We start from the raw sequence: 23,306 nt of genomic DNA, 5'->3' as shown, positions 1-23,306 counted from the left end.
ATAGGAAGGTTAAAAAATGGCAATAACACCTACACAAGTTACAGTTGGAGAAATATTTGATAGGAAGTATATGGTTGATTTTTATCAAAGAGAATATAAGTGGAACGATATTGAACAATCATATAAACCGATTAAATCTTTATTGGATGATATAATTTTTAGGTTTAAATTAAGCTATGACTCTAACGTAGACATTACAGAAGATATTATTTCTAAATATGATTGGTATTATCTAAATTCATTTATGACAAATACAGTTGGCAGTAATACCTTTATAGTTGATGGACAGCAAAGATTAACTACACTAACTATATTGATTATTCATTTATATAGAATGGCTTTAAATTTCAATAAAAATCAAGGCATTCTTATTAATATTAGTAATAGGATATGTAATTATGACAATACAGGTAAAATGGTTTTTTGGGTGGGATTTGATGATAGAAAAAACGCCTTAGAAAATATTTTTAAATATGGAATTGAAGGGATAAATCATCATACTGGAGACATGACTATTTCTGAGAGAAATATTTATGAAGCATATAAAGTAATAGATTCTTATTTTGCAGAAAGAAACATTTCAGAACATATGTATGATGCCTTCAGAATATATTTGTTTAATAGGATTATATTAATAAAAATAGACGTGGATGATACAAAAGATGTATCAATGGCTTTCGAAGTTATAAATGATAGAGGTATACCGCTCAAATCTTACGAGATATTAAAAGGTAAAATTATTGGAGTAATAGATAAAAATGAAGTAGATAATTATTTATCCTTCTGGGAGGATAACATAAATAGTTTAGGAGAAAAGTATGGAGAAATAGAAATTGATAAATTCTTAAGCTGCTACTTTAGATGCAAATATGCAGATAATGTTAATCAATATCGAGCATTAGATGAAAGCAAATACCATAAAACAATATATATTGATGAATTTAATGATAGAATAGGGTTTAAACATGATGTTAATGCTGGATACCTAAAAAAAGTAAAGGCATTTTTAAAAGGTGAAATACCGTATTTTTGTAAAATATATAGAAGAATTTGTAATGATCGTAGCATCTATAGTAATAGTAAAAATGAATATATTCTATTTAATTCTATTAATGGGCAAAACATGCAAGAGTATTTATTGTTATCTGCTATAAAATCAAATGATAATCAATTGGAAGAAAAGTATTCTTTAATACCAAAGCTTTTTGATAGGTTGTATACAATTTTAAATTTAACAGGAAGTTATAAATCATCTATATTTAATAATGACATAATAGAATTGGGATTTGCTATTAGAAATAAAAACTTAGATGAAATTAAAAGTGCTTTTGAGGATAAATTATTAAGCATTGTACGTAAAGAACATAATAGGCAAGAACTAAAGGAACCTTTTAAGTACGAATATTTTGCAATACGAGGATACAACAATTTAGGAAATAGATTTTTAAAATACTTCTATGCAAGAATTGAAAGATTAATACATATTGAAACTGGTCTGAGCACAGCCACATACTATGAAATGATACAACAAGCACAAGGAAAAAATAGACATCATATAGAACATATTATAGCAAATAATGATGCTAATAGATCATTGTTTATAGATGATGAAGAGTTTAATGAACAGAGAAACCGATTAGGTGCATTAGTATTATTAAGGGGTTCTGATAATCAATCATCAGGTAATGAAGTGTATGCTGATAAACTAAAAACTTATTCTGGTAACGGAACACTATTTGCTCAAACATTAACAGATTCCTTTGAACATTCTAATCCTGAATTTAAGAAATTCTGTTTAAAATTTAATCTTAAATTTAATAAGTATAGTGTGTTTGATAAAAAAAGCATAGAAGAAAGACAAAAACTACTCTTTGATTTAGCTCAAATTATTTGGAATGTTAATTAATAGATGCTTTATCAATTTTTAATTAAGAATAAGAATAGGAAAGGTATATCATAAAATATTTCTGCAGAACATAAAAGGAGGACAATTATGAATAAAATTGAACTAAACAAATATGCAACTGAAATTATTGAAAAATCTTTTAAAGAAAATGGTTTTAAAGTAGAACCATCAAATCTACCAATTGGACAAGTAAACTTTATAGCTACTTCAAATAGTAGAAATGAGATAAAGATAAAGGTAAAGGCTATAACTCAAATTGGAAGTTATATCTTTATAAGAAAGACAAATTTCAATATAAATGATTCTAACTTATATATGGCTTTATTGTATGTTCCAGATAATGGTGGTGAAAAACTACTTTATCTGATACCTGCAGAAGATTGGGGTAAAGACATATATCCTTTGAGTGGTAAGGATTATAATAAGAAAGGACAAGTATCCTTGCCTGAATGGGGAATTTCTTATTCTAAAAAAGCGAAAGATGCTCTACAAACTTATAGATTTTCAAATATGATACATAAAATAGGTTGATGAAAATATTTAAATATAGCACAATTATAAATCTGCTTGGTTAAAAATAAATTAAATGCTTGAATTAGTCTAAACATATTATGATGCTGTAGATAATACTGTAGAATTGATAATAGTATAAATGATTCTAAAGTACTCATTAAAAAGCTTAGTATATTTCGACATTGGTATTATATTGAAGAATTAAATAAATTTGCATCAAGTAGCCTATAAATTTATTTGATGCAAATTTATAGGCTACTTGGATTTAGTGCAAACACAAAGTTTCGTTTACGAAACAAAAAAATATACGATATTACTTATATTAAAATAACATGGAGTTGATTTTAAATATTTAATATAATCAGGGTTCCTCAGAAGTATCAAGTAATTTTCAACATGAATTAATTTTTATTTGAATACCTATTTGGAATGAAAGGATAGTTATAAATCGAAATATCGTAAGCTATGAATCCCCTATTTTGTGCACTTAATAATGTTTTGTACATATTTTCTCTACCTACTGGATTATCAGTATGTATATATATTTTATCAGCTCTCAAGCCTTTTTCACATATAATTTTAACTAAATCATATCCGGTAGGTAATAAATTTTCTTGTTGATCAAGGCCTAAATCATGGTCAAGACTAAGTATTCCTATATAAAAATTTTCAAAATAATATAATGCTTTTTCTATAGTTCTTGCTATAATAAAACCTTGCGGACAGTCACGTAAGTCGTCAACATATAAGTTTATTTTTTCTTTCATCATTACTCCCAAAGTCAGATTGTATATTTTTAAAATTAATATTTTATTGTAATTAATTATATATTAAAAAAGATTAAATCCTATAAGAAAATTACTTGTTGTTAATTATAAAATATAGTAAATTATTTTTTCAATTTTTATTATTTAGTATACTAAATAGTAAAAAGGTATACTAAGTAACCTGTGTATACATAGTATACTATATTGAAAAATAGTATACTTCTGAATAACCATAAATAATATTATTAAGCAAATTTTGTTGAATAAGCAAAAAAGTGGTGGTATTATTGTATATAGATAGAAAACGTATACTAAAGGGAGAAATAGGGGAAATGGAAGAAACAGTACAAATAAAATATGCTGGTAAAGTTAATGTAATATCAGGAAGTAATCCAAGGACATTATATGAACACCAGGTAGAAGCTGTAGAAAAGTTAGATATAATTGATAGAAATGATACATTCAAATCACTACTTGTTCTTCCTACCGGGGGTGGGAAAACTTTAACTACAGTATATTGGCTATTAAGAAATGCAGTTAATAAAAATAAAAAAATACTATGGGTTGCTCATAGGCATTTGTTATTGGAACAAGCAGCTGATACATTTCAAAGGAATGCTTATGCTAATTTACTATATAATATTTCTGGCTTTAATTATAGAATCGTTTCTGGAAAACACGATAAACCAATTAACATAAATTTTGATGATAATGTTTTATTAGTAAGTAAGGATAGTTTAGTTCGTAATCTTTCAATGATTGATAACTGGCTTAAAGGAGAAGATGTTTTATACCTTGTAAAGGCGGATTAACTGAGGTTGCAAATTTGCAATTACTTTGCAGAACATGCAATATGAAAAAGAGTGATAAATATGAGTAAATATCTTTATAAGCCATGTGATATAGCTTTATATTTTAGTTTTAGTAACTTTACTATTTCTGATGAAAAGAAAATTCGTGATGCAATATGGGAAGACAGATTCACTATATTAGATCCGCTTTATCGCAATGATAAATACAGATATATAAAAGAGATTTCTAAGCTAATACATCAGTATGAAGAAGAAAGTTTTTACTCTGAAATGCATGACATAAATAAAGTTTTAGAGGAAATAGGCAGCATATACATAATAACTGAGCATAACAACGAAGATGATATGGTTGAAGCATTTTTCAGGTATATTAAGTTACGCTTGACATATACAGAAAACGTAAATTATGTAAGGTTTAAACTGAGAACATTACTTAGAGAATTTGGATATAAAAAAAGAACTGATAAATTAGTTGATAACATTAAAAAATCATTGAAGGCTTTGAAGCTTGTAACATACCTACGAGAATATCAGAAATGTGATATCTCGGAAATTAAATTAGATGATACAATTGTGATAAGGCTGAATGAATGATAAGATTAAGGATTAGATGATTAAAAAGGTATTAATATTAGCTAATCATTACTATGGTTCTAATATAATTATGATGATGTATTCAAATCAAATAAATAAGATAAACATAAAGTGCATGTTATTGAACCGAATAGCATGCATTTTATAATTACTTTATCCTTGAGTTGTCTCCTAATTTTAGGCGGGTAAATATATGAATTTGTTGCGTTATAAGTAAATATAGCTCACATCTTTATAAAATTAACTCCTATATTATCAAGGCCATTTACATTGTTTTACCGTTTATTTGAAAAATCTTAAGTTATACTTTTGCTAATAGAAAGCCAGATGATCTATTTTAGTCTAACATAAATAGTAGGAAAGAGTTACTGGCTTATTTTTATTATCAAATATTTTTTTTGGCAATTTTCAATACTATATATATAAATATTAATTGTAATAGTATGATTATACATTTTATTTATTTTGAACTAAAATCAGTAAACTAAAAGTGGTTTAAGAAAATATTATTAATAAATCAAGGGGTTTTTGTTATGCCACAGAATTTCCCTTACATCAATATTACAATATTTAACATTAATATACCAAAATTTAGATTTGACAAATGAGTATTTATAAATTATTATGACGGAGTAGATTTGTTAATGGCATAAGTAAAGGAGTTATAATGATTAAGAATAATATAAATGTTAAAAAGATAAAGGTAAAGCATGGTAAAAGAACAGTTGTTTTTTATGAACATCAAGAGATTACAATTCAAGAATTAAATTTTGCTAACAGAAAAGAAAACTTTAGTTATATTATTTCTTACCCACCAGGTGGAGGAAAAACTGATATATTGGCGTTTTGGCTCAGTACTCAAGCAATAAATAAACATTTTAAGTTAATCTGGATTTGTCACCGAGATTTTTTAATAGAACAAGCTTCAGTAGCATTCGAAAAATATGCCTATTCTGATATTATTACAAATAGAGAAAGTTTTAATATCAGATTAATATCATCGAGATTTGATAATCCTGAAAACATAAATATGAGTGATGATATACTGATTGTAAGTAAAGATAGTTTAATAAATAAATTAAACATAATAGAAAAATGGGCTAATAATGAGCAAATTTATTTAGTAATTGATGAAGCACATCATGCAGTAGCAAAAACCTATAAAAAAATAATTGACTCATTAATGAAGTTTTCAAGTAAAATAAAAATACTTGGAATTACAGCAACACCTATTAGATCAATAGAAAAAGAAAATAAATTGCTTGGAAAAATTTTTACTGATGGTATATTATATAACGTAAATTTACAAAATTTAATAAAGAAAAAAATACTTGCAACTCCTATATTTGAAACATGCAAAACAAATATTTTCTTCAATGAAAATATTGATATAAATGCTATTAAATTAATGCAAAGTTTTGATGTCTTACCAGAAAAAATTGCATTTGAAATTGTAAATAATAGTAAACGTAATCGAATTATTATTAATAAATACTTAGAAAATCATAAGAAGTATGGACAAACAATAGTCTTTGCTATGAATAGAACCCATGCAAAAGTCCTAAAGGATTTATTCGATAAGCATGGAAAAGATTATGGCATAAAAGCAGATTTTATTATATCTGGAGATTATTTTACTGATATAGTTAATTCATCTGAGGAAAATGCCAAAAGGATTGAAGCATTTAAAAATGGTGATATAAATGTGTTAATTAATGTAAATATATTAACAGAAGGAGCGGACTTACCTGCTACTCAGACTGTATTTTTAACACGACCTACAATGAGCAAAATTTTAATGATCCAGATGATTGGTAGAGGTTTACGAGGAATTAAAGCAGGTGGTACATCTTTTGTTAATATTGTAAATTTCGTAGATGGGTGGAAAAATGCTATTAATTGGGTAAACCCAGAAACTTTAATTGCGGATGGCGAGTTTAATAGATTTGATTATGAATATAAAAAGAGTCAATTCAAGTTAATTAACTCAAAAATATTAAAAGAATTCGCAAAACGTGTTGATGATAACATAAATACTACTGTATTAGAAGAAATAGAATTCATTCAAACAATTCCTATAGGCATGTATAACTTAAAAATAAATAAAATAGAAATGAATTACCAAATACTTGTATTTAGCGACACAAAAATATCTTATGAAAATCTTATTGCTAATTTACCAAATATAGCAATCAAATATAATATAACAGAAAATATTGATGAAGTAGTTCTTAATGAAATTTATAATGAATGCAGTAGATATTTCAATGATAATATGATAACTTTTATTAAAAACGATGTTTTTAATTTGATTAAGTTTTATGCTATTGAAAAAACTGCACCTTCATTTTATAAAATAGAGGATGCAGATCGTGAAATATTAAATTTGGAGAAATATGCAAAAGAAATTATTGATAAGGATATGTGTTATAAGGATAGAAAACAATATATTAATAATTTATGGGTAAATGAAATAATTAATATATATTTTGAAAATAAGGAGTTTTTCGTTAGTAAGTTAAATACTGAGATAAATAAAATTATACAACCTGATTTATATATAAAAGAATCAATTCCAACTGGAATATCATTAAATAAAATAGAAGAATTATATCCTAAATATTATAAACAAATAAAAGAAGAAGTTTATGCAAGAGCAGTGGATAAGGAAGGAAAATATTGTTGTGCAATATGCAAAAAAAAATCTTTAAGACAGGATTTGTTTAAAATTGTTTCCTTATTATCTGAAGGAGCAGCTGTAACAGAAAATTTAATACTTATTTGTGAAAATCATAAGTAATATTAAGGTGGTTTAAAAATGAGCTATTTATATACAGCGTTTGATATTGCAATGTTAATAATTCATGAAAATTTAAAAATAAAAGAAGAAGAATGTATCTTAACAATGATTTGGGAGATGAGGTATGCATTATTAGAGCCGCAACTTAGAACTGACAAGAAAAATTTTTTTAAAAAAATAAGAAATGTAATCTATCAAATTGAAAACTTGTATGATTGTAATTCCTATGTTAAAGAAAATAAAATAAACACTTTCGAGAGTTTTTTTAGAGTAGTCAAATTAAAATTATACTATACGCATAATACAGATTATTTTAATATTAAGTATAAAATACTACTTCAAAAGCTTGGATATAAAGAAAAAACACAAGAATTAATAAAAAATATAAATGGATTTGTTGAATATATAGGGTTAAAAATGAATACAAGAGGTTCAAAAAAATGTAATCTTAATACATTAAACTTAGATAAGACAATAGTTTTTAAATTAAACGATGTATTTGATTATTAAAAATTGTTTCTTAATATTTGTTAAGTTTTTATAAAAACAGTAAAAAAGCATCATTTTGATGAATTTTTACTGTATGTAGCATGGGTGTTGGGCAACAGCTTGACGGTGAAAGACCGTTATGGGGCTTGGTAGTAGCAACCATTACTGCGTTATAATCAAAACTTAAAAGTATTGACACCGTTATTAATGCATGATAAAATGAACAAAAAAACGGTGTCATATCTTATGTTCAAATATGAGGGTAAAAATGATATATGGATATTCAAGAGTAAGTAGCAAAAGCCAATTGGATAATAACAGTTTTAAAGAACAAGAAAATAAAATATTAGAAAGGTATCCAAATGCAATAATCTATACAGAACAATTTTCAGGAACTACAACAGACAGACCTATTTTTAATAAACTACTAAATAAGATAAATGATGGTGATATATTAGTTGCAACTAAGCTGGATAGATTTTGTAGAAATACGAAGGAAGGGTTAGAAGTTATCGATATGCTTCTTCCGAGGAACGTTTCAATACATATACTAAACATGGGACTAATAGATAATACCCCTATGGGTAGATTAATTGTTACAAACCTTCTTGCATTTGCAGAATTTGAAAGAGCAATGATAGTTGAAAGAACCCAGAGTGGAAAAGCTATAGCTAAGGCTAAATCTGGATTTCAAGAAGGTAGGCCAAAAAAATATACTAAAACACAATTAGATCATGCAGTTGAGTTATTATCCAACAATAGCTATAATAAAGTTTCTGAAATGACTGGAATAAGCAAGTCAACTTTGCTGAGGGAAGTTAGGTATAGAAAGATGATTAGAATAATAAATTAAATTCTTTACACCTTAATGAAAACTCTTGAGGAAGAAAATAGAAAATACTGAAAGATTAAGTTGAGTTTCCATTAATCAAATAAGTTGCGGTGGCTATTAATTAAAAAATAACAACAATAACCTTTTTTAAATAAACTAATTATGAGGAAGAAATCAGAAATTTGTTATTATAGATGTATTACAAATTTGGGCAAAGATAAATATTCCTCATGAGTTGTTATTTGAAGTAGTAAAGGGTTATGATATGTTGATAGCAGTACAGTATAAAAAATATTTTAAAACCTACACCAAACCAATACCTCAACAAATTTCTCTTTTGTTTAAAGCTAATTTATCAAATATTCTAACTTTGCATTTATAAGAAAGTATACTATTTTTTATTAAGGTATACTAATTATACATAAGATACATAATATACCTTATGATTTTTTAGTAACCTGCTTATTTTCCTCAAAAGTTAATTTCTATAAGCAATTTCCTCCATGTAGTATGGTCTCAAAATTAACCTTTTACGACTAAACTTATTTTTAAGTAAAGAAGAGTCTATAAAGATATTTCATTAAAACCCATATTAGAGTGCCGAAAGGATTATTAGTTGATTTCATTAATTTATTTTCCTATAAGCTAATAGAATAAATTTCGCTTTGAATTTCTAAATATTTTCTTAAATCGATAATATTACTTTTAATTGTATTGCCATTACTTCTCTCAGGAACAATTTTATTAGTTTTATAAGCTTTATTTAATTTATCTGTATAACCTCTCACTGAGTTTATCAATTCTGAAAATTGTTGATTATTAAATTCATTAACTTCGATTTCACTAATATTTATTCTGTTCAATACTTCAATTAGTTCATTACATGATGCTGTAAACTCAATAATTTTATCCGCTGATAAAGTTCCGCTAATCCCGTCGGTTATATAGTTTTTTAAAGTGTCATTAAACTTATTGAGTTTTTTTAATGATTTTTTATCTTTTATTATTTTATATGAAGCATATCCTAATACTGATAAGGCAACACAACCAACTCCTACAATAGCAATGACTTTGGTTTTACCAGGAGCATTTTTAATAGCTTCAGCTGCATTTTTAATATCATCTTTAGATGATTCCCATATTCCATTTTTTAAATGGTGTACTATTTGTCCCTTAGCGTTTCTTATTACACCTCCGAATATTCTGTAATCTCCATTATTTAATCCTTTCTCAACCCATTCTGGTACCTCAAATATAACTTGAATATCACCCATATTTATCCTCTTTTGCTTTATCTAATCTAATTATTTTTAACAATACTTATTACCACATTAATTTATATAAAGTAATCGTCAATTTTTCTAAGTGCACTACAAACTAAATCAATAATCTTTTGTGCTTTATCAATAGGAATTTTCTTGCTGGTATGTCCTCCATAATTTCTAATTTCTCTTATATTATCCATTTCTATTAAAAAGATATTTTTTTCATTTTCTGTTACATCTTTTTTTAGGTATTGAATTATACCACTTTTAATTTCATTAATTAAATAATATAATGTATCATCATGCTTAATATAGCGATTAATTAATTTCATTTTTGCTCTAATAAATATTTCGCATGCTAAAGGATAATTAAAAATAGTACCAATTGTAATATCGTTACCACCTAAGCTTTTAACATTTGCAAAATTAGATTGCCCTTCTTCAAGTAATGTCAAGAATCCAGTATAGCTATTAAAATTTCTTGGATTCTCATTTTGAGTAATTAATCTGTGTGGCATTTGCTTTTCTAATTTTTCTAAATTTTGATATAAGGGGCTTCCAAACTGTGATTGTAGTAAAACTTTAGATTTATTAGGTTTTTGTTCGCTTAAATATTGATAGTGCAGTGATATTATATCCCTGTGTTTTTCAAATTTATCTATAACCATGTATGATTCATTAAGCAGCTCACATGTATATATAAACTTTTCATACCCGCCATTTGTTATAGCAATATTTTTACTAAATTTATTATATATCTTATCCAAAAATATCTTCCCCTCTGTTTTATCAATGTCTTGAATTGTCCAAGGTTTGTGCCAAAAATAATAGCGAAGATATTCAACGGATATTTCAGAAATTGGTGTTATTTCAATTAAATTATATATTATAGAAGATTCAATATCCAATATATCATCAAATATAATATGATTAACAGCGGTAAGTTTTTTAGTATACCAATCAAGACATTCAATTTCATACGTTGTTCTTACTGGCTCATAATATTTGTCGCCGCTCCAATCATATTCAGATCCATCGATATCAATCATTGTATCATATTTCTGTAAATCGACAACTAATATATCATCTAAAATATTTTTAGGAATATTTGAAAAATTTATATTATTAATGTAGTTATCTAATTTATCGTGTACATTTGAAAGATAATATGATTTTTTCCTATTTAAATCATTTATACTTTTATATCTTGGTAATGTAGCTTTAAAGTAATCAGAAAATTTTATTTCTATTAGATTTTCTTTCATAAACTTTTTCATCTCCTAATTTATTATAAATATTATATGATAATTGCTAATATTTTACAATTATTTTTGTTAATTTAATAAGGCATAATAATCCAATTATTATCAAAAAGTAGTTACAAGTTTTGACAATTCTATGTTTTGGTGATATTATCAATATAACGTTTGCAATACAAGATAGAATGAAAATACGTGAAGATTCAAGCATTAAAGTAATTGACATTATTATGAAGCTAAATATACGCTATGTTTAGAATGCATATTGTAAAAAGTAAAAAAACGATAATACCTTATAACTTGGTAAAAATCTTATTGCATGAGGAAATTTTATGGAAAATGAATATTATTTGTGGTTAGATGAAAGTGGAAATTTTCAAGAAATTGAGAATTGTAATAAGGAAACTCCATCATTGGTAGGTGGTTTACTTTGCACTAAAAATTTATATCAAACCATTGATCCAAAGAAAATAAGAATTGATACAAAAAGCAATCCATTATATCATGATGCAATAGATGAATATATCAAAACAAATGGTAAAAAGTGTGATTTCAGACATGCTATGGAATTGCCTAAAAGTATCAGAGCTCAGGCAAGAACTGAAATACTTGAAAGGATTTATAAAACAGGTTGCGAGTTTGTAATTTTTCAAAATGAATACAAGCTTTCAATCATTGACACCAATACAACTTATTTGAACATATTGGCAGAAGGCATAGTACAACTTTTGATTGATTTATCAATCGTAGGTAACATAAACATTAATATAATTATAGGCAAAAGATTGGATACTGAAAAGTCCTATAATACAGGAAAAATAAATAATATTTTTTATATTAATGAGTATGAATATGTGAGACATATTAAAGAACGTTTAATTGTTGCGATGGCAAAACTTAATTTAAATAAAAACAAAATAAATTATAGAATTCAGATGGATTCTGATAAAAGTAATGATTATTTGGTTCTTAGCGATTATATTTGCTGTATGTATTTTGGTAAAAATTATTCTATTTATGATGAAGCATATCATAAAAATTCAAACATAAGTTGTGGTAATATTATTAGAAATATATTTGATGAGAAAACGAGAATTTATAGTATATATGAAAATGGAACAAAGATTAAAATACGTAAATATATTTCAGAAGGAAATTATGGTGTTGGATTTCCGAGTATTTTTTCAGAAGATATAGATGAAAAATATCTTAACTTGATAAGAGATGGATTTAATAATCTGACTGATAAAGCAAAGGATTGGCAATTTCAGGCTTTTTATACTACAATTCATTCTATTATTGGAGAAATGGCTGCGTATAATTTAGCATTGAAAATTTTAAAGGGAGTTGCAGAATTTGTTGATATTTTAAAGCTTAATAAAACTCAATGTAATGAATATAAAATTAATATATATTTATTTATTGTGACAGTGTATACACACATGGGTGAACAACTTAATGCAAAAAAATATTTAGATAAATGCAGCATTTTGTTACCAGGTATATTGAGTAAACATGAAAATTTCGATTTGTATTTCATATATGTTAACAGAAAAATAGTAAATTATCAGGATTTATGTGATTTTGAAAGTAGCATACAATGTGGAGAAGAGTCACTTGCAGTTGCAGATTTATTAATTGAGAATATGAATAAAATTAAAAACTTATTATATTTGGAATCAAATACATATTATGTTCAGAAAGCTAAACTATGCGGTTCTTTAGCGAGAACATATTATTATTGGTCTGCAACAAATAAAGATATGATTCAAAAGGCTCGTATAATGTCTGATTTATCAATTAGCAACTTTATGTTGGATGAAGATAAAAAAAGACAGTATTTTCTTCGTGCTGAGATTGAATTAAGGGCAAATAATCGAGAATTAGCGATTGAATATTTAGCAAAAGGATTAGGATGCGCTCCAAATTCCATAGTTCAATTTTGCGTAGAAAATGATTGCTCATTATTTTCTTGGATGACTATTTTAAAATTTTGTTTAAGTATTTTAAATGGAGATGTTAATGATGATCAGTATAAATATTATGAGAAATTATATACGATTATTGATCAGAAAAGTAAACAATTATTAGGTGGTACAATTTACCCTACACATATGTTGGCAATTACTTTAGGGAGAATATACATACAGAAGAAAAATATAAAAAAGGCAAAAGAATGTTTTACTGTAGCTGTAAAATTAGGTGCTACTGATGAAAATAAATATAATGTTTCATGGCTGATCGGAACTTCCGCAAGAGCTAATTACATTTTAGCTTTGATGTTGAATGATGAAAATGATGAAGCTAATAAACAAAAAAAAGAATTGATATATGACTTGAAAGAAGCAAGTTCTGAGCTCGATTACAGGCCAGTAAAATCATTATATGAAAAGTGGCACCATTTAGCTATTGAAAGTAACTATAGTGATTTATTAGAAGAATTATTTTATTAATAATAAATTGAAAAATATAATTAGTAAATACGCAATAAAGAGGAAGGGGAAAATATGATTTATATTGATTATTCAGAGTATAAAGAGTGGGATAAAAATACAAAATTAGAGAAGCTTAATACATTATGGAATACTGATAAATCTGTTTTGAAAGGTAGAATTGGAAAAATTGATTTGGGAAAGCAATATTTCTTTATTAATGATATAAGGAATTTAGATGATGATAATATTGAAAATCCGTTTGAAATTGAAGATATAGACTATGTTTACTGCAAAACTCAAGATATTGATACTATAAATAAAATCTTTAAATATAATGATGAGGTTGTTTTTCAATTTGATGTTCAAAGTAATAATAAACCAGAACAAGATAAAGATAGTGAAAAGAATAAACCAATTGTAGCGGATGAAAAATCAATTAAGCTATTATATGATTTTAAATCATTATTAGATATTTTTGAAAATATAAATTTAAAAGATATAATATTTAACGAATATTCAAAGAAAAGCGTTGTATTTTGTGAAGATATAGAAAGTTTGTTTTATGATGAAAACAAAAAGATATTAGAGGAAATTACAAGTAATTATGAGTTAGTTGAAAAGTTGAATAATGATATTAATTATAAAAAAAATGAAATATCTGATTTAACTTCAATGTTTGACGAGGAGTTTGTTAATGAAAAAAAGAGAGTAGATATAGATTTAGAAAAAATCAGAAAAGAAAAATTTTCTGAAATAGATTTTGAAATAAATAAAAAAAGAACTGAAATTAAAAAATTAGAAGAACTTGCAAAAAAATATGATGCTTTTGGTTTTGATACAAATTTCAATACTATTAAAAAACCAAGTGAAATTGAATATGACGATGCAAATCTTGATAAAAAAGAGCAAGCTGAATATATTCAAAAATACTTAGGGGTTAGGAAAAATAAGGGCTTATTTTATGATAAATATATAATTGAAATGTTTCTTTCAGCATTGTGTACAAATCAAATAATAATCTTATGCGGGAAGCCGGGATCAGGTAAGTCAAGTTTGGTTGAAGGTTTTTCAGAAGCAATATCAGCAGAATGTAAGATGGTTTCTGTTCAGCCTAATTGGACAGATAATCAAGACTTGTTAGGTTTTTATAACCCAATTGAGAAAACATATGTATCTACTCCATTTTTAGATACAATTATTGACGCTAAATTTAATCCAAACAAATTGTATGTTATTTGTCTTGATGAAATGAATTTAGCACACGTGGAATATTACTTTTCAGAATTTTTAAGTAAATTGCAGTCAAAAAATAGGATAATAGAACTTTATAGTAAATATATCTACGAAGAAACTAAAAAAGAAATAAATCAAAAAATTAATAAGCTTATAAAAAAGAATATAGACATAGATGATAGTTTAACTATTAGTGAATTTTTTTCAACTTTTAGTGAAGAAGAAATTCAAGAGCATTATAAAATTAAATGGCAATGGAATATGCTTACAAGATACCCTTCAAGCATTGAAATTCCAGATAATATAAGATTTGTTGGAACTATAAATAAAGATGAAACTACTAAAGATATTAGTCCAAAAGTAGTAGATAGAAGTTTTGTAATTGAATTAAATAAATATAGCAAGGAAACAGAAAATGACATTAAATTAAATATTGAAAAATATAAAGAAAAGTATAGTAAAAATCTAAATTTAAGTTCAAGTAATTTTACAATAGAAAGGAATATTGTAGATTCAGAATTTTCGAAGAAATTAGATGACATAAAAAAAGTTCTTGAGGGATTTAATGTATATTTAAATAATAGGTTCGATGATCAAGTAGAACAAATTATAGGAAGCAAAATTATAAAAAATAATAATGAGCTATTTGATTATATAGTTTCTTGTATGATTTTACCAAAGATAAAATTGAATATTGAAAATAATGATGATAAAAATGTAAGTTTATTAAAAGCAAAATTAAAAGAAACATTAATATCTAAAGAGATATTTTATAAAATGGAGAAGTATTACACACAAGAACATATATTAACATATTGGCGGTGATTAAATTGAGACTTAGGGCTCATATGATTGATATTGAGCAAGGACCATCAATTAATATAGATAACGAATTTTCGATAAACAAAATAACAATTTTAGATGAGAAATTTTATAAAGAAGGTACAAAATTAGGTGATGATGATAAAGACTGTTGGTACACATATACACACTACAGAGGGAATAACAGTCAACAAACTATATATCAATTAGGATTTGAATTATTTGACGTTGCAGAAAATGAAAAATGTAAAGATTATAATATAAAGATTAGAAGTGGTGTAGATGAGGATTCATGTTATTCCTTGAAATATGATGAAATATGGAATATTTATTATGATCCTTCAAAAACAAAATTTAAAAATGGTAAGATTCAGTATGATAAAAAGACTGAATATATACCTGTTGGGTTGGATACTTCAGGAGTTTTTTTTATAGATGTGTTTAATAGTTCTGGAATATTAAAATATATTTCACCTCCTATATTGGTTCTACCTTCTTCGATGTCATATGAAGACTATATCTTTATGATCAATGATTTGTTAAGAATAAAAGATGATTTAGTTATAAATAACAAAGCAAAAGTTGCATTTAAAGGAAATTGGGAATATAGAATTGACAGTGTAAGGAATTGCTTAAATAATATTAGTAATTCTATGAAACGAATTAATGATAATCCAGCTGTTAACCTCTTTTCAAGTTGGACAAGAGATTCTTATACTTCAATAAAGAAATTTAAATCAAGAACATTGATAGAAAAATCATTATTTCCATTTAAAAACAAATATTCTAACCTAACAAATATTGAAACTACAGATATATATGAGAATAGAGTCATAAAATACGCATTATTAAAATTGAAAGAAAAAATTGAAAGTTATAGAACTTCATATAAAGATGAAGTGAACATAAGAGAAAATGAATTTAAAAATATTAAGCATTTTACTGAAAAAAAGTATAACAAAAGACTTGAAGATGTATTAGACGAATTTAATTTAAACATACATAAATTAGAAATGAAAATTGATTATTACAAAGATACTTATATTAAACAAATAAATTCTCTAATGCAAATTTATAATGATATTGTTATAGGAGATATCGATATAGACTTTAGTATATGCAAAAATATGGATATCACTGATAAAAATATTAAACTAACATTTAGAAATAGTAAGTGTTGCTTAATTATAAAGAGTTATTTTAAACAAGGTGTTTATGATTTAGACCTAAATAATGGCGTGTATAAGTATAAGACTAAAGATGAGACTGTTAATGCGCAATTCTGTGGAAGAAAAATAGAAATGAGTTTAGAAACTTGTAAATTAAACGAAATAGTATTTCTATTGGAATGTATTTATGCTGCTAATAATGAGAAGAAAAAAAGCATTGCAATTAAAGCAAAATCTATATTAGCCTCTTACGAAAGAAATGATCCACTTGGCGGTGACATTCTTCCAGGATATAGTGCACCTGTAAAAAAATATAATATTAAACTGACTAATATATATTCAATAAATGGTAAGTGTGTTCCTTCATACGATAAAGATTATATTATAAAAACACTTTTATTTCATGTCGATAATATTGCGTTTCATGAATTGGAAAAGGAATTGAATAATAAAAATGAAGAAAAATCATTTGTGGAATCAATTCTAAAAAAATCTGATATAGAAAAAACAAAGCAAAGTATTTTTAAAAGTCAGGACAAGGAATTCGATAATATCCATCATGTGATAATGTCATTATTAAAGTTAGATGTGTTTAAGGAAGTTAAGGATATAATTTCTCCTTGGAAACCTACACAAATTTTTGTTAATGATCCTGATTATAATATTATTTGGAGAAACATACAAGAATTGGACTCCAAAATTAACTTTATTAGTGAATTTAACAGCTTGAAATTTACGGTAAAAAACTCGCATAGTCTTTATGAATATTGGTGTTATTTTAAAATGATACAAGTTCTAATTGAAGAGCAAAGATGGGAAGTAGAAAATTTAGATGAAATTTATGATAAACTTAATAAATATCTCAATGCAAGTAATTATAATATGCTACATGGTTTTGAAGTTAAATTATATCATTTAATAAAAGATAACGATTTATTGCAACTTACTATCGGTTATAATAAAGAAGTATATTATGCAAATGATAAAAATCCGCTTAGACCGGATTATATGTTTAAATTTAATTACAATAATGAAACAAAAATAGCATATGTTGATGCTAAATATAAAAATTATTATGAACAAGGTAAAAAAGAGTGGGTAAAAGATCTTAAGGAAGTTGCAATTGATAATTATATTAAAAAGTTTGAACACACCACAAATGAACCTATTTCTTCTTTTATAATACATCCTGATTTGCATGAAGAATGGACTTATTTTGGGGGATATTTGGATGAAAGATTAGCAAAAGATCTTGAATGGGATAAAACACCAAATCATAAATTTGGATCTTTTTCTTTTGTCCCGACAAAAACAGTAAATTTTAAGACTTTTATGAAAATGTTATTAGAATATCATTTAAAATTATACGATTATTGTTGGAATTGCGGTGAAGTAGTACAATCTGATAATAAAATAAGGAAAGTAACTAAAACAACTAAAGGAGGATTTGATAAGTATCATTATATTTGCAATAATTGTGGAGAGTTTTGGGTTAAAAACCACTGCTATAGAAATGGCCATAATCTTATTAAACATTTATATAACTACCATTCACCTGATAAAAGGTCAAATAATCCTTGGTATGTAGTATGTCCTAAATGTTTAGATATTGATAATAACAAAAGTGATGTAGGAATTGACTCAAGCACTTATAGCTCATATGATTATTTAACTATAGATAATGATTGGCCAGAAGATTTAGAGGAATTTGTAAATAACAATATTAATGAAGATTTTTCGTATGATAGTTTTATATCTGACTTTTTTTAATATTATATTGCGATTCTTTAAAGGCCAGTCAGGAAGTTTAAATTTGGACCTCTTGAGGAAGAAGAAAGATATTGTAGGAAAGATTGTAATATAAAAATATAAAAATATTTAAGATCATCAGAAAAAGGCTACAGAGAAGCTGATAAATATGTGTATGTATTGATCTAATAGAATAGAAAGAACAAGCAGAATTAGAATTTTGTCAAAATGAATTAAAGAGTAAATAGCTTGATATCATGACTTTCATGAAGGGATATTAAATGAATGGCTAAGTATATAGCATATTATCAATTACAATTAATGTAAACTGTTAATTCTTCTTATTATACTATCTAACACAATAATGGATGTAATTTTGATAGTATCGAGTAAAAAGAAAATTGTTAGTAAAATTTGTTGGAGGAAGCTATGCCATTACAGTTAATAAGAAATGATATATCAAAAGTTCATGCAGATGCTATCGTAAATCCTACCAATATATACCTAAAAGCTGGAGGAGGGGTAAGTGAAGCAATATTTACAGCTGCTGGTAAAAAAGAATTACAGAAAGAGTGTGAAAAAATAGGGTATTGTAGTGTTGGTAATGCTAAAATAACTAAGGCTTATAAATTAAACGCAAAATATATTATTCATACTGTAGGACCTGTTTGGAAAGATGGTAATAGCAATGAAGAAAAGCTACTTAGTGACTGTTATAATAATTGTTTAATGTTAGCAAAACAATATAATTTTGAGTCGATAGCATTTCCAATTATTTCTTCTGGCAATTTTGGATATCCAAAAGATAAGGCATTAAAAGTAGCTCTTTCATGTTTTAATGAATTTTTATTGGATAATGAAATTATAATATATTTAGTTATATATGATAAAACTTCACTTTTAATTAGCGAAAGAATTTTTAGTTCAATTAAACAATTTATTGACGATAATAATGTTCAAGAAAATACATTGTCTCATGGTACATCTATTTATTCTTCATGGTTTGTGTCAGGTGCTATAGGTAACTTATATCATAAAAAAAATAAAATTGAAATAGAAATAGATGTGGTATTAAATAGCTTAGGGGATTCTTTTTCTCAAAAGCTCCTGAAGTTAATTGATGAAAAAGGGCTTAATGATGTTGAAACATATAAGAAAGCAAATATTGATCGAAGGACTTTTTCTAAAATAAGAAGCGATCTCAATTATAAACCAAGTAAATCTACAGTAATCGCTTTTTCTATTGCATTAGAGTTAACTCTTGAGGAAACAAAGGATTTACTTGAAAGTGCTGGTTATGCTTTGTCTCATAGCTATTTATTTGACGTTATAATTGAGTATTATATTACAAACAAAAACTATAATATATATGAAATAAACCTTACTTTGTTTTCTTTAAATCAAAATACTCTTGGAGCTTAATTGTCTCTTATCAAGTGACCATATGACTTCTGAAATTTGATATTCTTATATTGTAATTAAGAATAAAAAATAAGAGGTGAAGGGTCATGAATGAAAAAACTATTACTGAATTAATAAAGGATCTTAGCAAAAGCTTAGGTAAAAAAGAATTATTTCTACTTGGGTTAGGTGTAGTAGCTGGAAAAACTACATTTGAAATAACAAAATTACTTTCTAATATTTACTTAGACAGTAATGGAATTGAAGATGAAAATAGCGATGTCTAAACTACTAAAATATAGCTATAAACCGAAATATAAATTGGAAGTATAAAATGGTGCGGTCCGTCTATATACCAATTAGTAGAAATGTTAGTAAACTCCTCAAAATCGAGGAGTTTATTAATTGTAGGGAGAGCAATTCTAATTTATATACTATTTGAATCTCTCTTAGCTGAATTAATTAATACGAATACTATCATATCAATATCTATATCTATATTTTTATATTATGGAATACCTCCCTAATATAACTTTCTTATCACTATAAGATCTTAGAAATTCTAAGGAATATTTAAAAGTTTATTATTGAAATTTGATGATAATGTTTGAAAAAATTAAGCAATTGTATTTTATTTAAGTTATATAGTGAGTAATTTAGAAGATATTTAATGAAGACAAGTTGTTAAATAAATTTGAAAATATTCTCAAAGATATGGCCTAGAATAGCTACGTATTCAATGAAGGATGCTGGCGTTTCAAATTCGAATGCAAATTGTGTACTTGCGCTTACTATGGAGGTCGTCATAGTAAATAGAAAAGCGATTTCGATTGAAAAACATCAGTTTATATTATATAATTTAATTGCAATATTATACCATGCCTGGGATATATTATAAAAAAGAGGTGTATCGATTGAAGAATGTTCAAAATTATGATGCGAAGAAATATTTCCTTGGTGACTATGAGGAAATAGACAACAAAATATATAGAAAAGGTAACGAGTTTGTTACCAGTTTATGTTTTCAGCAAGAACCAGATTTTGGAGAGGGGGAAACAGCGGATGTTATCTCGCAGTATCCATTAGAAGATATATTAGATCATTTCTATGTACATATTTCAGATTTCTATAAAGAATTGAATATTATGGAATCTCAGATATGTTATCTCGAATTTGCAAGTATCAATATAGAATATATCCTTAAATTACGAGGAATAATCGGGAAACATGTATATAACAAAAGCATACATAAAGATGGTAAAGAATTCGTGAAACTTATTATTGAATGACAGATATAAAAGCCAATAATTGCAATAAAGGGGGCTAATTGATGAAGGTTCGTTTTAATAGATGCCTATCATTATTCTTGATATTTATTTTGTGTACCCAATCTATTGTTGGATGCTCAAGTGTGAGTGGAACAAAAGATTCTTCATCTACATTAATTACAGAAAATGTTATTCAGGAAGAGTTCATCAATGTGAAATATATTGATCAAGAAAAGATAACAGAAGAGTATATCATGGAGAATATGATATATGAAGATGAACTTTATGAATTCACAATAAATGAAGATATCATTAGCGAAGCCTATATTATCGAAGTAATTGTAGGAGAAACTACCGAGGAAGAAATACTTGCACAATTGCCGAAAGATATAAATGAATATGATATTGACTGGGCAAAGGTTGTTTCGAAATTTGCTGTTGGAACAACTATTATTATTGCAGTTGGAGTTGTCAATCATGTTTATGGAGGTTCTACTTATTTTGTATTTGGATCACCTGTTACGGTTGCAAAAGATGCTCTTATTGGTGGATCCATGGTGGCAGCAATCAATGAAGTTATTAATTGTGTCAAGGATGGAAAGCCAACACAGAAAGCAGTAAAAAAATATGCAATCGAAGGGTTTGCAGATGGATACATGTGGGGAGCGATTACCTCAGTATTAAAAGTTGCTTCCAAGAACTTTAAAATGCCTAAAAGTTTGAAATTTGCTGGTGGCAAGTCGGCGAAGATTCAAGCAGATGGGTCTGTGGTTGATGAGACAGGTACAGTTGGGAAGGCTTACTATCAAAAAGATGGTATATGGCTTCAAATTGATGGTTCAAAAGAAACAATAGTAAGGGTGTTTGATAAGAGTGGTCGGGAGTTAATTGGCCAAAATTCTGACGATCTTATAAGAATAGCTAAGAATAGATTGCCCTCAAATACTTATTTAAAGTTAGGAACTGATAAAGCTGCTCAAGTATATAAAACAGATGATGTTGGACAAATATACCGGATTAATAAAGAATTAATGCCGAATATAAGTTATAACCTCAATGGTTTTAAATATGATACTGATAAATATGGCAGGATAATAAAAGCTGTTGCTAAACAACCATTGAAATTGAAAACAGATTCGACAGGGAGAATGCTTATGCCTTTTGATGAATCTATAGAAGATATTGGAAAGGGATATGCGCTCCCTGGGGATGAGCGAGGTCATATTATAGCTGACAGGTTTTATGGTGATAACTCATTGGCTAATATGGTTCCAATGGGCGGGAAGATTAATAAAGGAGAATATAAGATAATAGAAAATTTGTGGGCAAATAGCATAAGTGAAGGCAAACAAGTCAAACCTTCAATCGAAGTAACATATGAAGGATTGTCCCATAGACCAAAAAGTTTTAATGTTTCCTATGATGTTGGCGATGGACTGGTTAATAAAATAATACAAAATGTGCAATAACACATTTGCACCTTAGAAAATAATAATATTTATGAGAGGGGATAAAGTTATGATTAAGAAAAAACATTTAATTATGAGATTCGTAGTTGTAGGATTAATGCTTTTTGTTGTACTTACTGGATGTGGTAAAACAGAAGAAGAAAAAGATGATAAAAAAGGATTTTTTGATGCTACGTATGCTGTTGATACAGGTGTTTCTTATTCAACGGGAAGTGACAGTGACTGGTCTTATGGTAATCAAAGAAAAGAATTTCCGGGTGGTAAGGCTTGCTATGTTAGAATCGGTAGCATGACTTTGACAGATAAGGGAAGTGGTGAAGATAATGAAATTACAGTCATGTACAGATTTACCGGTGCTCAGAATTGTAAGGTTGAAATATCAGACGGTATTGCAACTAAAGTAGAAACAGAGGATCCTAACGTAGTTGAATATAAGAGAACCTTAATTGCAAAAAAAGAGAAAGACGCAAAAGAGGATATTGTTATTTTCCAATATAGTCCTGAAAAAGCAGAAAGCATGACT

The 23,306-nt window shown here is 26.5% G+C and carries 19 protein-coding genes; 16 read left to right on the top strand and 3 right to left on the bottom strand.

Annotation, left to right across the window (positions count from 1 at the left end; genetic code table 11):
- Nucleotides 1–16: 16 nt before the first annotated feature.
- Nucleotides 17–1,906, top strand: a complete 1,890-nt coding sequence (locus BN358_RS00630) for a DUF262 domain-containing protein (RefSeq protein ID WP_019227241.1) — start codon at nucleotides 17–19, stop codon at nucleotides 1,904–1,906.
- 87 nt (nucleotides 1,907–1,993) lie between these two features.
- Nucleotides 1,994–2,437, top strand: a complete 444-nt coding sequence (locus tag BN358_RS00625) for a hypothetical protein (protein ID WP_019227240.1) — start codon at nucleotides 1,994–1,996, stop codon at nucleotides 2,435–2,437.
- Between the two features lie 383 nt (nucleotides 2,438–2,820).
- Here BN358_RS00625 and BN358_RS00620 read toward each other — a convergent pair whose 3' ends face one another.
- Nucleotides 2,821–3,186 (bottom strand): cyclic-phosphate processing receiver domain-containing protein, encoded by a 366-nt coding sequence (locus BN358_RS00620; RefSeq protein ID WP_019227239.1) that lies wholly within the window; start codon nucleotides 3,184–3,186, stop codon nucleotides 2,821–2,823.
- Nucleotides 3,187–3,518: 332 nt separating this feature from the next.
- Between BN358_RS00620 and BN358_RS00615 the strand changes: the two genes are divergently transcribed.
- From BN358_RS00615 to BN358_RS00595, 6 genes are all read left to right on the top strand, one after another.
- Nucleotides 3,519–3,998 (top strand): DEAD/DEAH box helicase family protein, encoded by a 480-nt coding sequence (locus BN358_RS00615; RefSeq protein WP_232233016.1) that lies wholly within the window; start codon nucleotides 3,519–3,521, stop codon nucleotides 3,996–3,998.
- A gap of 14 nt (nucleotides 3,999–4,012) precedes the next feature.
- Nucleotides 4,013–4,066 carry a hypothetical protein gene (locus BN358_RS28550; protein ID WP_368730803.1) on the top strand — a complete coding sequence of 18 codons (54 nt, stop codon included), beginning with the start codon at nucleotides 4,013–4,015 and terminating at the stop codon, nucleotides 4,064–4,066.
- Nucleotides 4,059–4,592 carry a hypothetical protein gene (locus BN358_RS00610; RefSeq protein ID WP_019227237.1) on the top strand — a complete coding sequence of 178 codons (534 nt, stop codon included), beginning with the start codon at nucleotides 4,059–4,061 and terminating at the stop codon, nucleotides 4,590–4,592. Before BN358_RS28550 ends, BN358_RS00610 begins: the two co-directional genes overlap by 8 nt.
- 667 nt (nucleotides 4,593–5,259) lie before the next feature.
- The gene (locus BN358_RS00605) at nucleotides 5,260–7,392 is read left to right on the top strand and encodes a DEAD/DEAH box helicase (protein WP_019227236.1); all 2,133 of its coding nucleotides are present in this window, start codon (nucleotides 5,260–5,262) and stop codon (nucleotides 7,390–7,392) included.
- A gap of 18 nt (nucleotides 7,393–7,410) precedes the next feature.
- A complete protein-coding gene (locus BN358_RS00600) occupies nucleotides 7,411–7,902 on the top strand; it encodes a hypothetical protein (RefSeq protein ID WP_019227235.1) in 492 nt (163 codons plus the stop codon).
- 247 nt (nucleotides 7,903–8,149) lie between these two features.
- Nucleotides 8,150–8,734, top strand: a complete 585-nt coding sequence (locus BN358_RS00595; RefSeq protein ID WP_019227234.1) for a recombinase family protein — start codon at nucleotides 8,150–8,152, stop codon at nucleotides 8,732–8,734.
- Nucleotides 8,735–9,351: 617 nt separating this feature from the next.
- Here the strand turns inward: BN358_RS00595 and BN358_RS00590 are convergent.
- Entirely contained in the window at nucleotides 9,352–9,987 is a 636-nt protein-coding gene (locus tag BN358_RS00590) for a hypothetical protein (protein WP_019227233.1), read from the bottom strand.
- 62 nt (nucleotides 9,988–10,049) lie between these two features.
- Nucleotides 10,050–11,243 (bottom strand): hypothetical protein, encoded by a 1,194-nt coding sequence (locus tag BN358_RS00585; protein ID WP_019227232.1) that lies wholly within the window; start codon nucleotides 11,241–11,243, stop codon nucleotides 10,050–10,052.
- Between the two features lie 326 nt (nucleotides 11,244–11,569).
- On the opposite strand from BN358_RS00585, the gene BN358_RS00580 reads away from it, so the two are divergent.
- From BN358_RS00580 to BN358_RS00545, 8 genes are all read left to right on the top strand, one after another.
- Complete coding sequence (locus BN358_RS00580; RefSeq protein WP_019227231.1) at nucleotides 11,570–13,690, top strand: hypothetical protein; 2,121 nt, start codon at nucleotides 11,570–11,572, stop codon at nucleotides 13,688–13,690.
- Between the two features lie 54 nt (nucleotides 13,691–13,744).
- Nucleotides 13,745–15,730 (top strand): McrB family protein, encoded by a 1,986-nt coding sequence (locus BN358_RS00575; protein WP_019227230.1) that lies wholly within the window; start codon nucleotides 13,745–13,747, stop codon nucleotides 15,728–15,730.
- Nucleotides 15,731–15,753: 23 nt separating this feature from the next.
- The gene (locus BN358_RS00570) at nucleotides 15,754–18,666 is read left to right on the top strand and encodes a nuclease domain-containing protein (RefSeq protein WP_156804714.1); all 2,913 of its coding nucleotides are present in this window, start codon (nucleotides 15,754–15,756) and stop codon (nucleotides 18,664–18,666) included.
- Between the two features lie 408 nt (nucleotides 18,667–19,074).
- Nucleotides 19,075–20,067 (top strand): macro domain-containing protein, encoded by a 993-nt coding sequence (locus BN358_RS00565; protein ID WP_019227228.1) that lies wholly within the window; start codon nucleotides 19,075–19,077, stop codon nucleotides 20,065–20,067.
- An 86-nt stretch (nucleotides 20,068–20,153) separates the two neighbouring features.
- A complete protein-coding gene (locus BN358_RS00560; RefSeq protein WP_019227227.1) occupies nucleotides 20,154–20,333 on the top strand; it encodes a hypothetical protein in 180 nt (59 codons plus the stop codon).
- 627 nt (nucleotides 20,334–20,960) lie between these two features.
- The gene (locus tag BN358_RS00555) at nucleotides 20,961–21,335 is read left to right on the top strand and encodes a hypothetical protein (RefSeq protein ID WP_019227226.1); all 375 of its coding nucleotides are present in this window, start codon (nucleotides 20,961–20,963) and stop codon (nucleotides 21,333–21,335) included.
- A gap of 122 nt (nucleotides 21,336–21,457) precedes the next feature.
- Nucleotides 21,458–22,783: a DNA/RNA non-specific endonuclease gene (locus BN358_RS00550; RefSeq protein WP_232233015.1), complete on the top strand. Its 1,326-nt coding sequence runs from the start codon at nucleotides 21,458–21,460 to the stop codon at nucleotides 22,781–22,783.
- Between the two features lie 49 nt (nucleotides 22,784–22,832).
- Nucleotides 22,833–23,306 (top strand): hypothetical protein (locus BN358_RS00545; RefSeq protein WP_040581823.1); only part of this gene is annotated, 474 nt, incomplete at its 3' end.

Origin of the sequence: Sedimentibacter sp. B4 (assembly GCF_000309315.1) — a bacterium.
GTDB lineage: Bacteria > Bacillota > Clostridia > Tissierellales > Sedimentibacteraceae > Sedimentibacter > Sedimentibacter saalensis.
Note: the sequence above shows the minus strand (reverse complement) of the source record. Positions and strands in the feature narration are given on the sequence as shown.

Excerpts from the sequence above, each read along its gene's own strand:
- BN358_RS00630 (WP_019227241.1), top strand. The coding sequence starts at position 17 with ATGGCAATAACACCTACACAAGTTACAGTTGGAGAAATATTTGATAGG.
- BN358_RS00590 (WP_019227233.1), bottom strand. The coding sequence starts at position 9,987 with ATGGGTGATATTCAAGTTATATTTGAGGTACCAGAATGGGTTGAGAAA.
- BN358_RS00600 (WP_019227235.1), top strand. The coding sequence starts at position 7,411 with ATGAGCTATTTATATACAGCGTTTGATATTGCAATGTTAATAATTCAT.
- BN358_RS00610 (WP_019227237.1), top strand. The coding sequence starts at position 4,059 with ATGAGTAAATATCTTTATAAGCCATGTGATATAGCTTTATATTTTAGT.
- BN358_RS00570 (WP_156804714.1), top strand. The coding sequence starts at position 15,754 with ATGATTGATATTGAGCAAGGACCATCAATTAATATAGATAACGAATTT.
- BN358_RS00615 (WP_232233016.1), top strand. The coding sequence starts at position 3,519 with ATGGAAGAAACAGTACAAATAAAATATGCTGGTAAAGTTAATGTAATA.
- BN358_RS00605 (WP_019227236.1), top strand. The coding sequence starts at position 5,260 with ATGATTAAGAATAATATAAATGTTAAAAAGATAAAGGTAAAGCATGGT.
- BN358_RS00560 (WP_019227227.1), top strand. The coding sequence starts at position 20,154 with ATGAATGAAAAAACTATTACTGAATTAATAAAGGATCTTAGCAAAAGC.
- BN358_RS00585 (WP_019227232.1), bottom strand. The coding sequence starts at position 11,243 with ATGAAAGAAAATCTAATAGAAATAAAATTTTCTGATTACTTTAAAGCT.
- BN358_RS00595 (WP_019227234.1), top strand. The coding sequence starts at position 8,150 with ATGATATATGGATATTCAAGAGTAAGTAGCAAAAGCCAATTGGATAAT.
- BN358_RS00620 (WP_019227239.1), bottom strand. The coding sequence starts at position 3,186 with ATGAAAGAAAAAATAAACTTATATGTTGACGACTTACGTGACTGTCCG.
- BN358_RS00575 (WP_019227230.1), top strand. The coding sequence starts at position 13,745 with ATGATTTATATTGATTATTCAGAGTATAAAGAGTGGGATAAAAATACA.
- BN358_RS00580 (WP_019227231.1), top strand. The coding sequence starts at position 11,570 with ATGGAAAATGAATATTATTTGTGGTTAGATGAAAGTGGAAATTTTCAA.
- BN358_RS00565 (WP_019227228.1), top strand. The coding sequence starts at position 19,075 with ATGCCATTACAGTTAATAAGAAATGATATATCAAAAGTTCATGCAGAT.
- BN358_RS00625 (WP_019227240.1), top strand. The coding sequence starts at position 1,994 with ATGAATAAAATTGAACTAAACAAATATGCAACTGAAATTATTGAAAAA.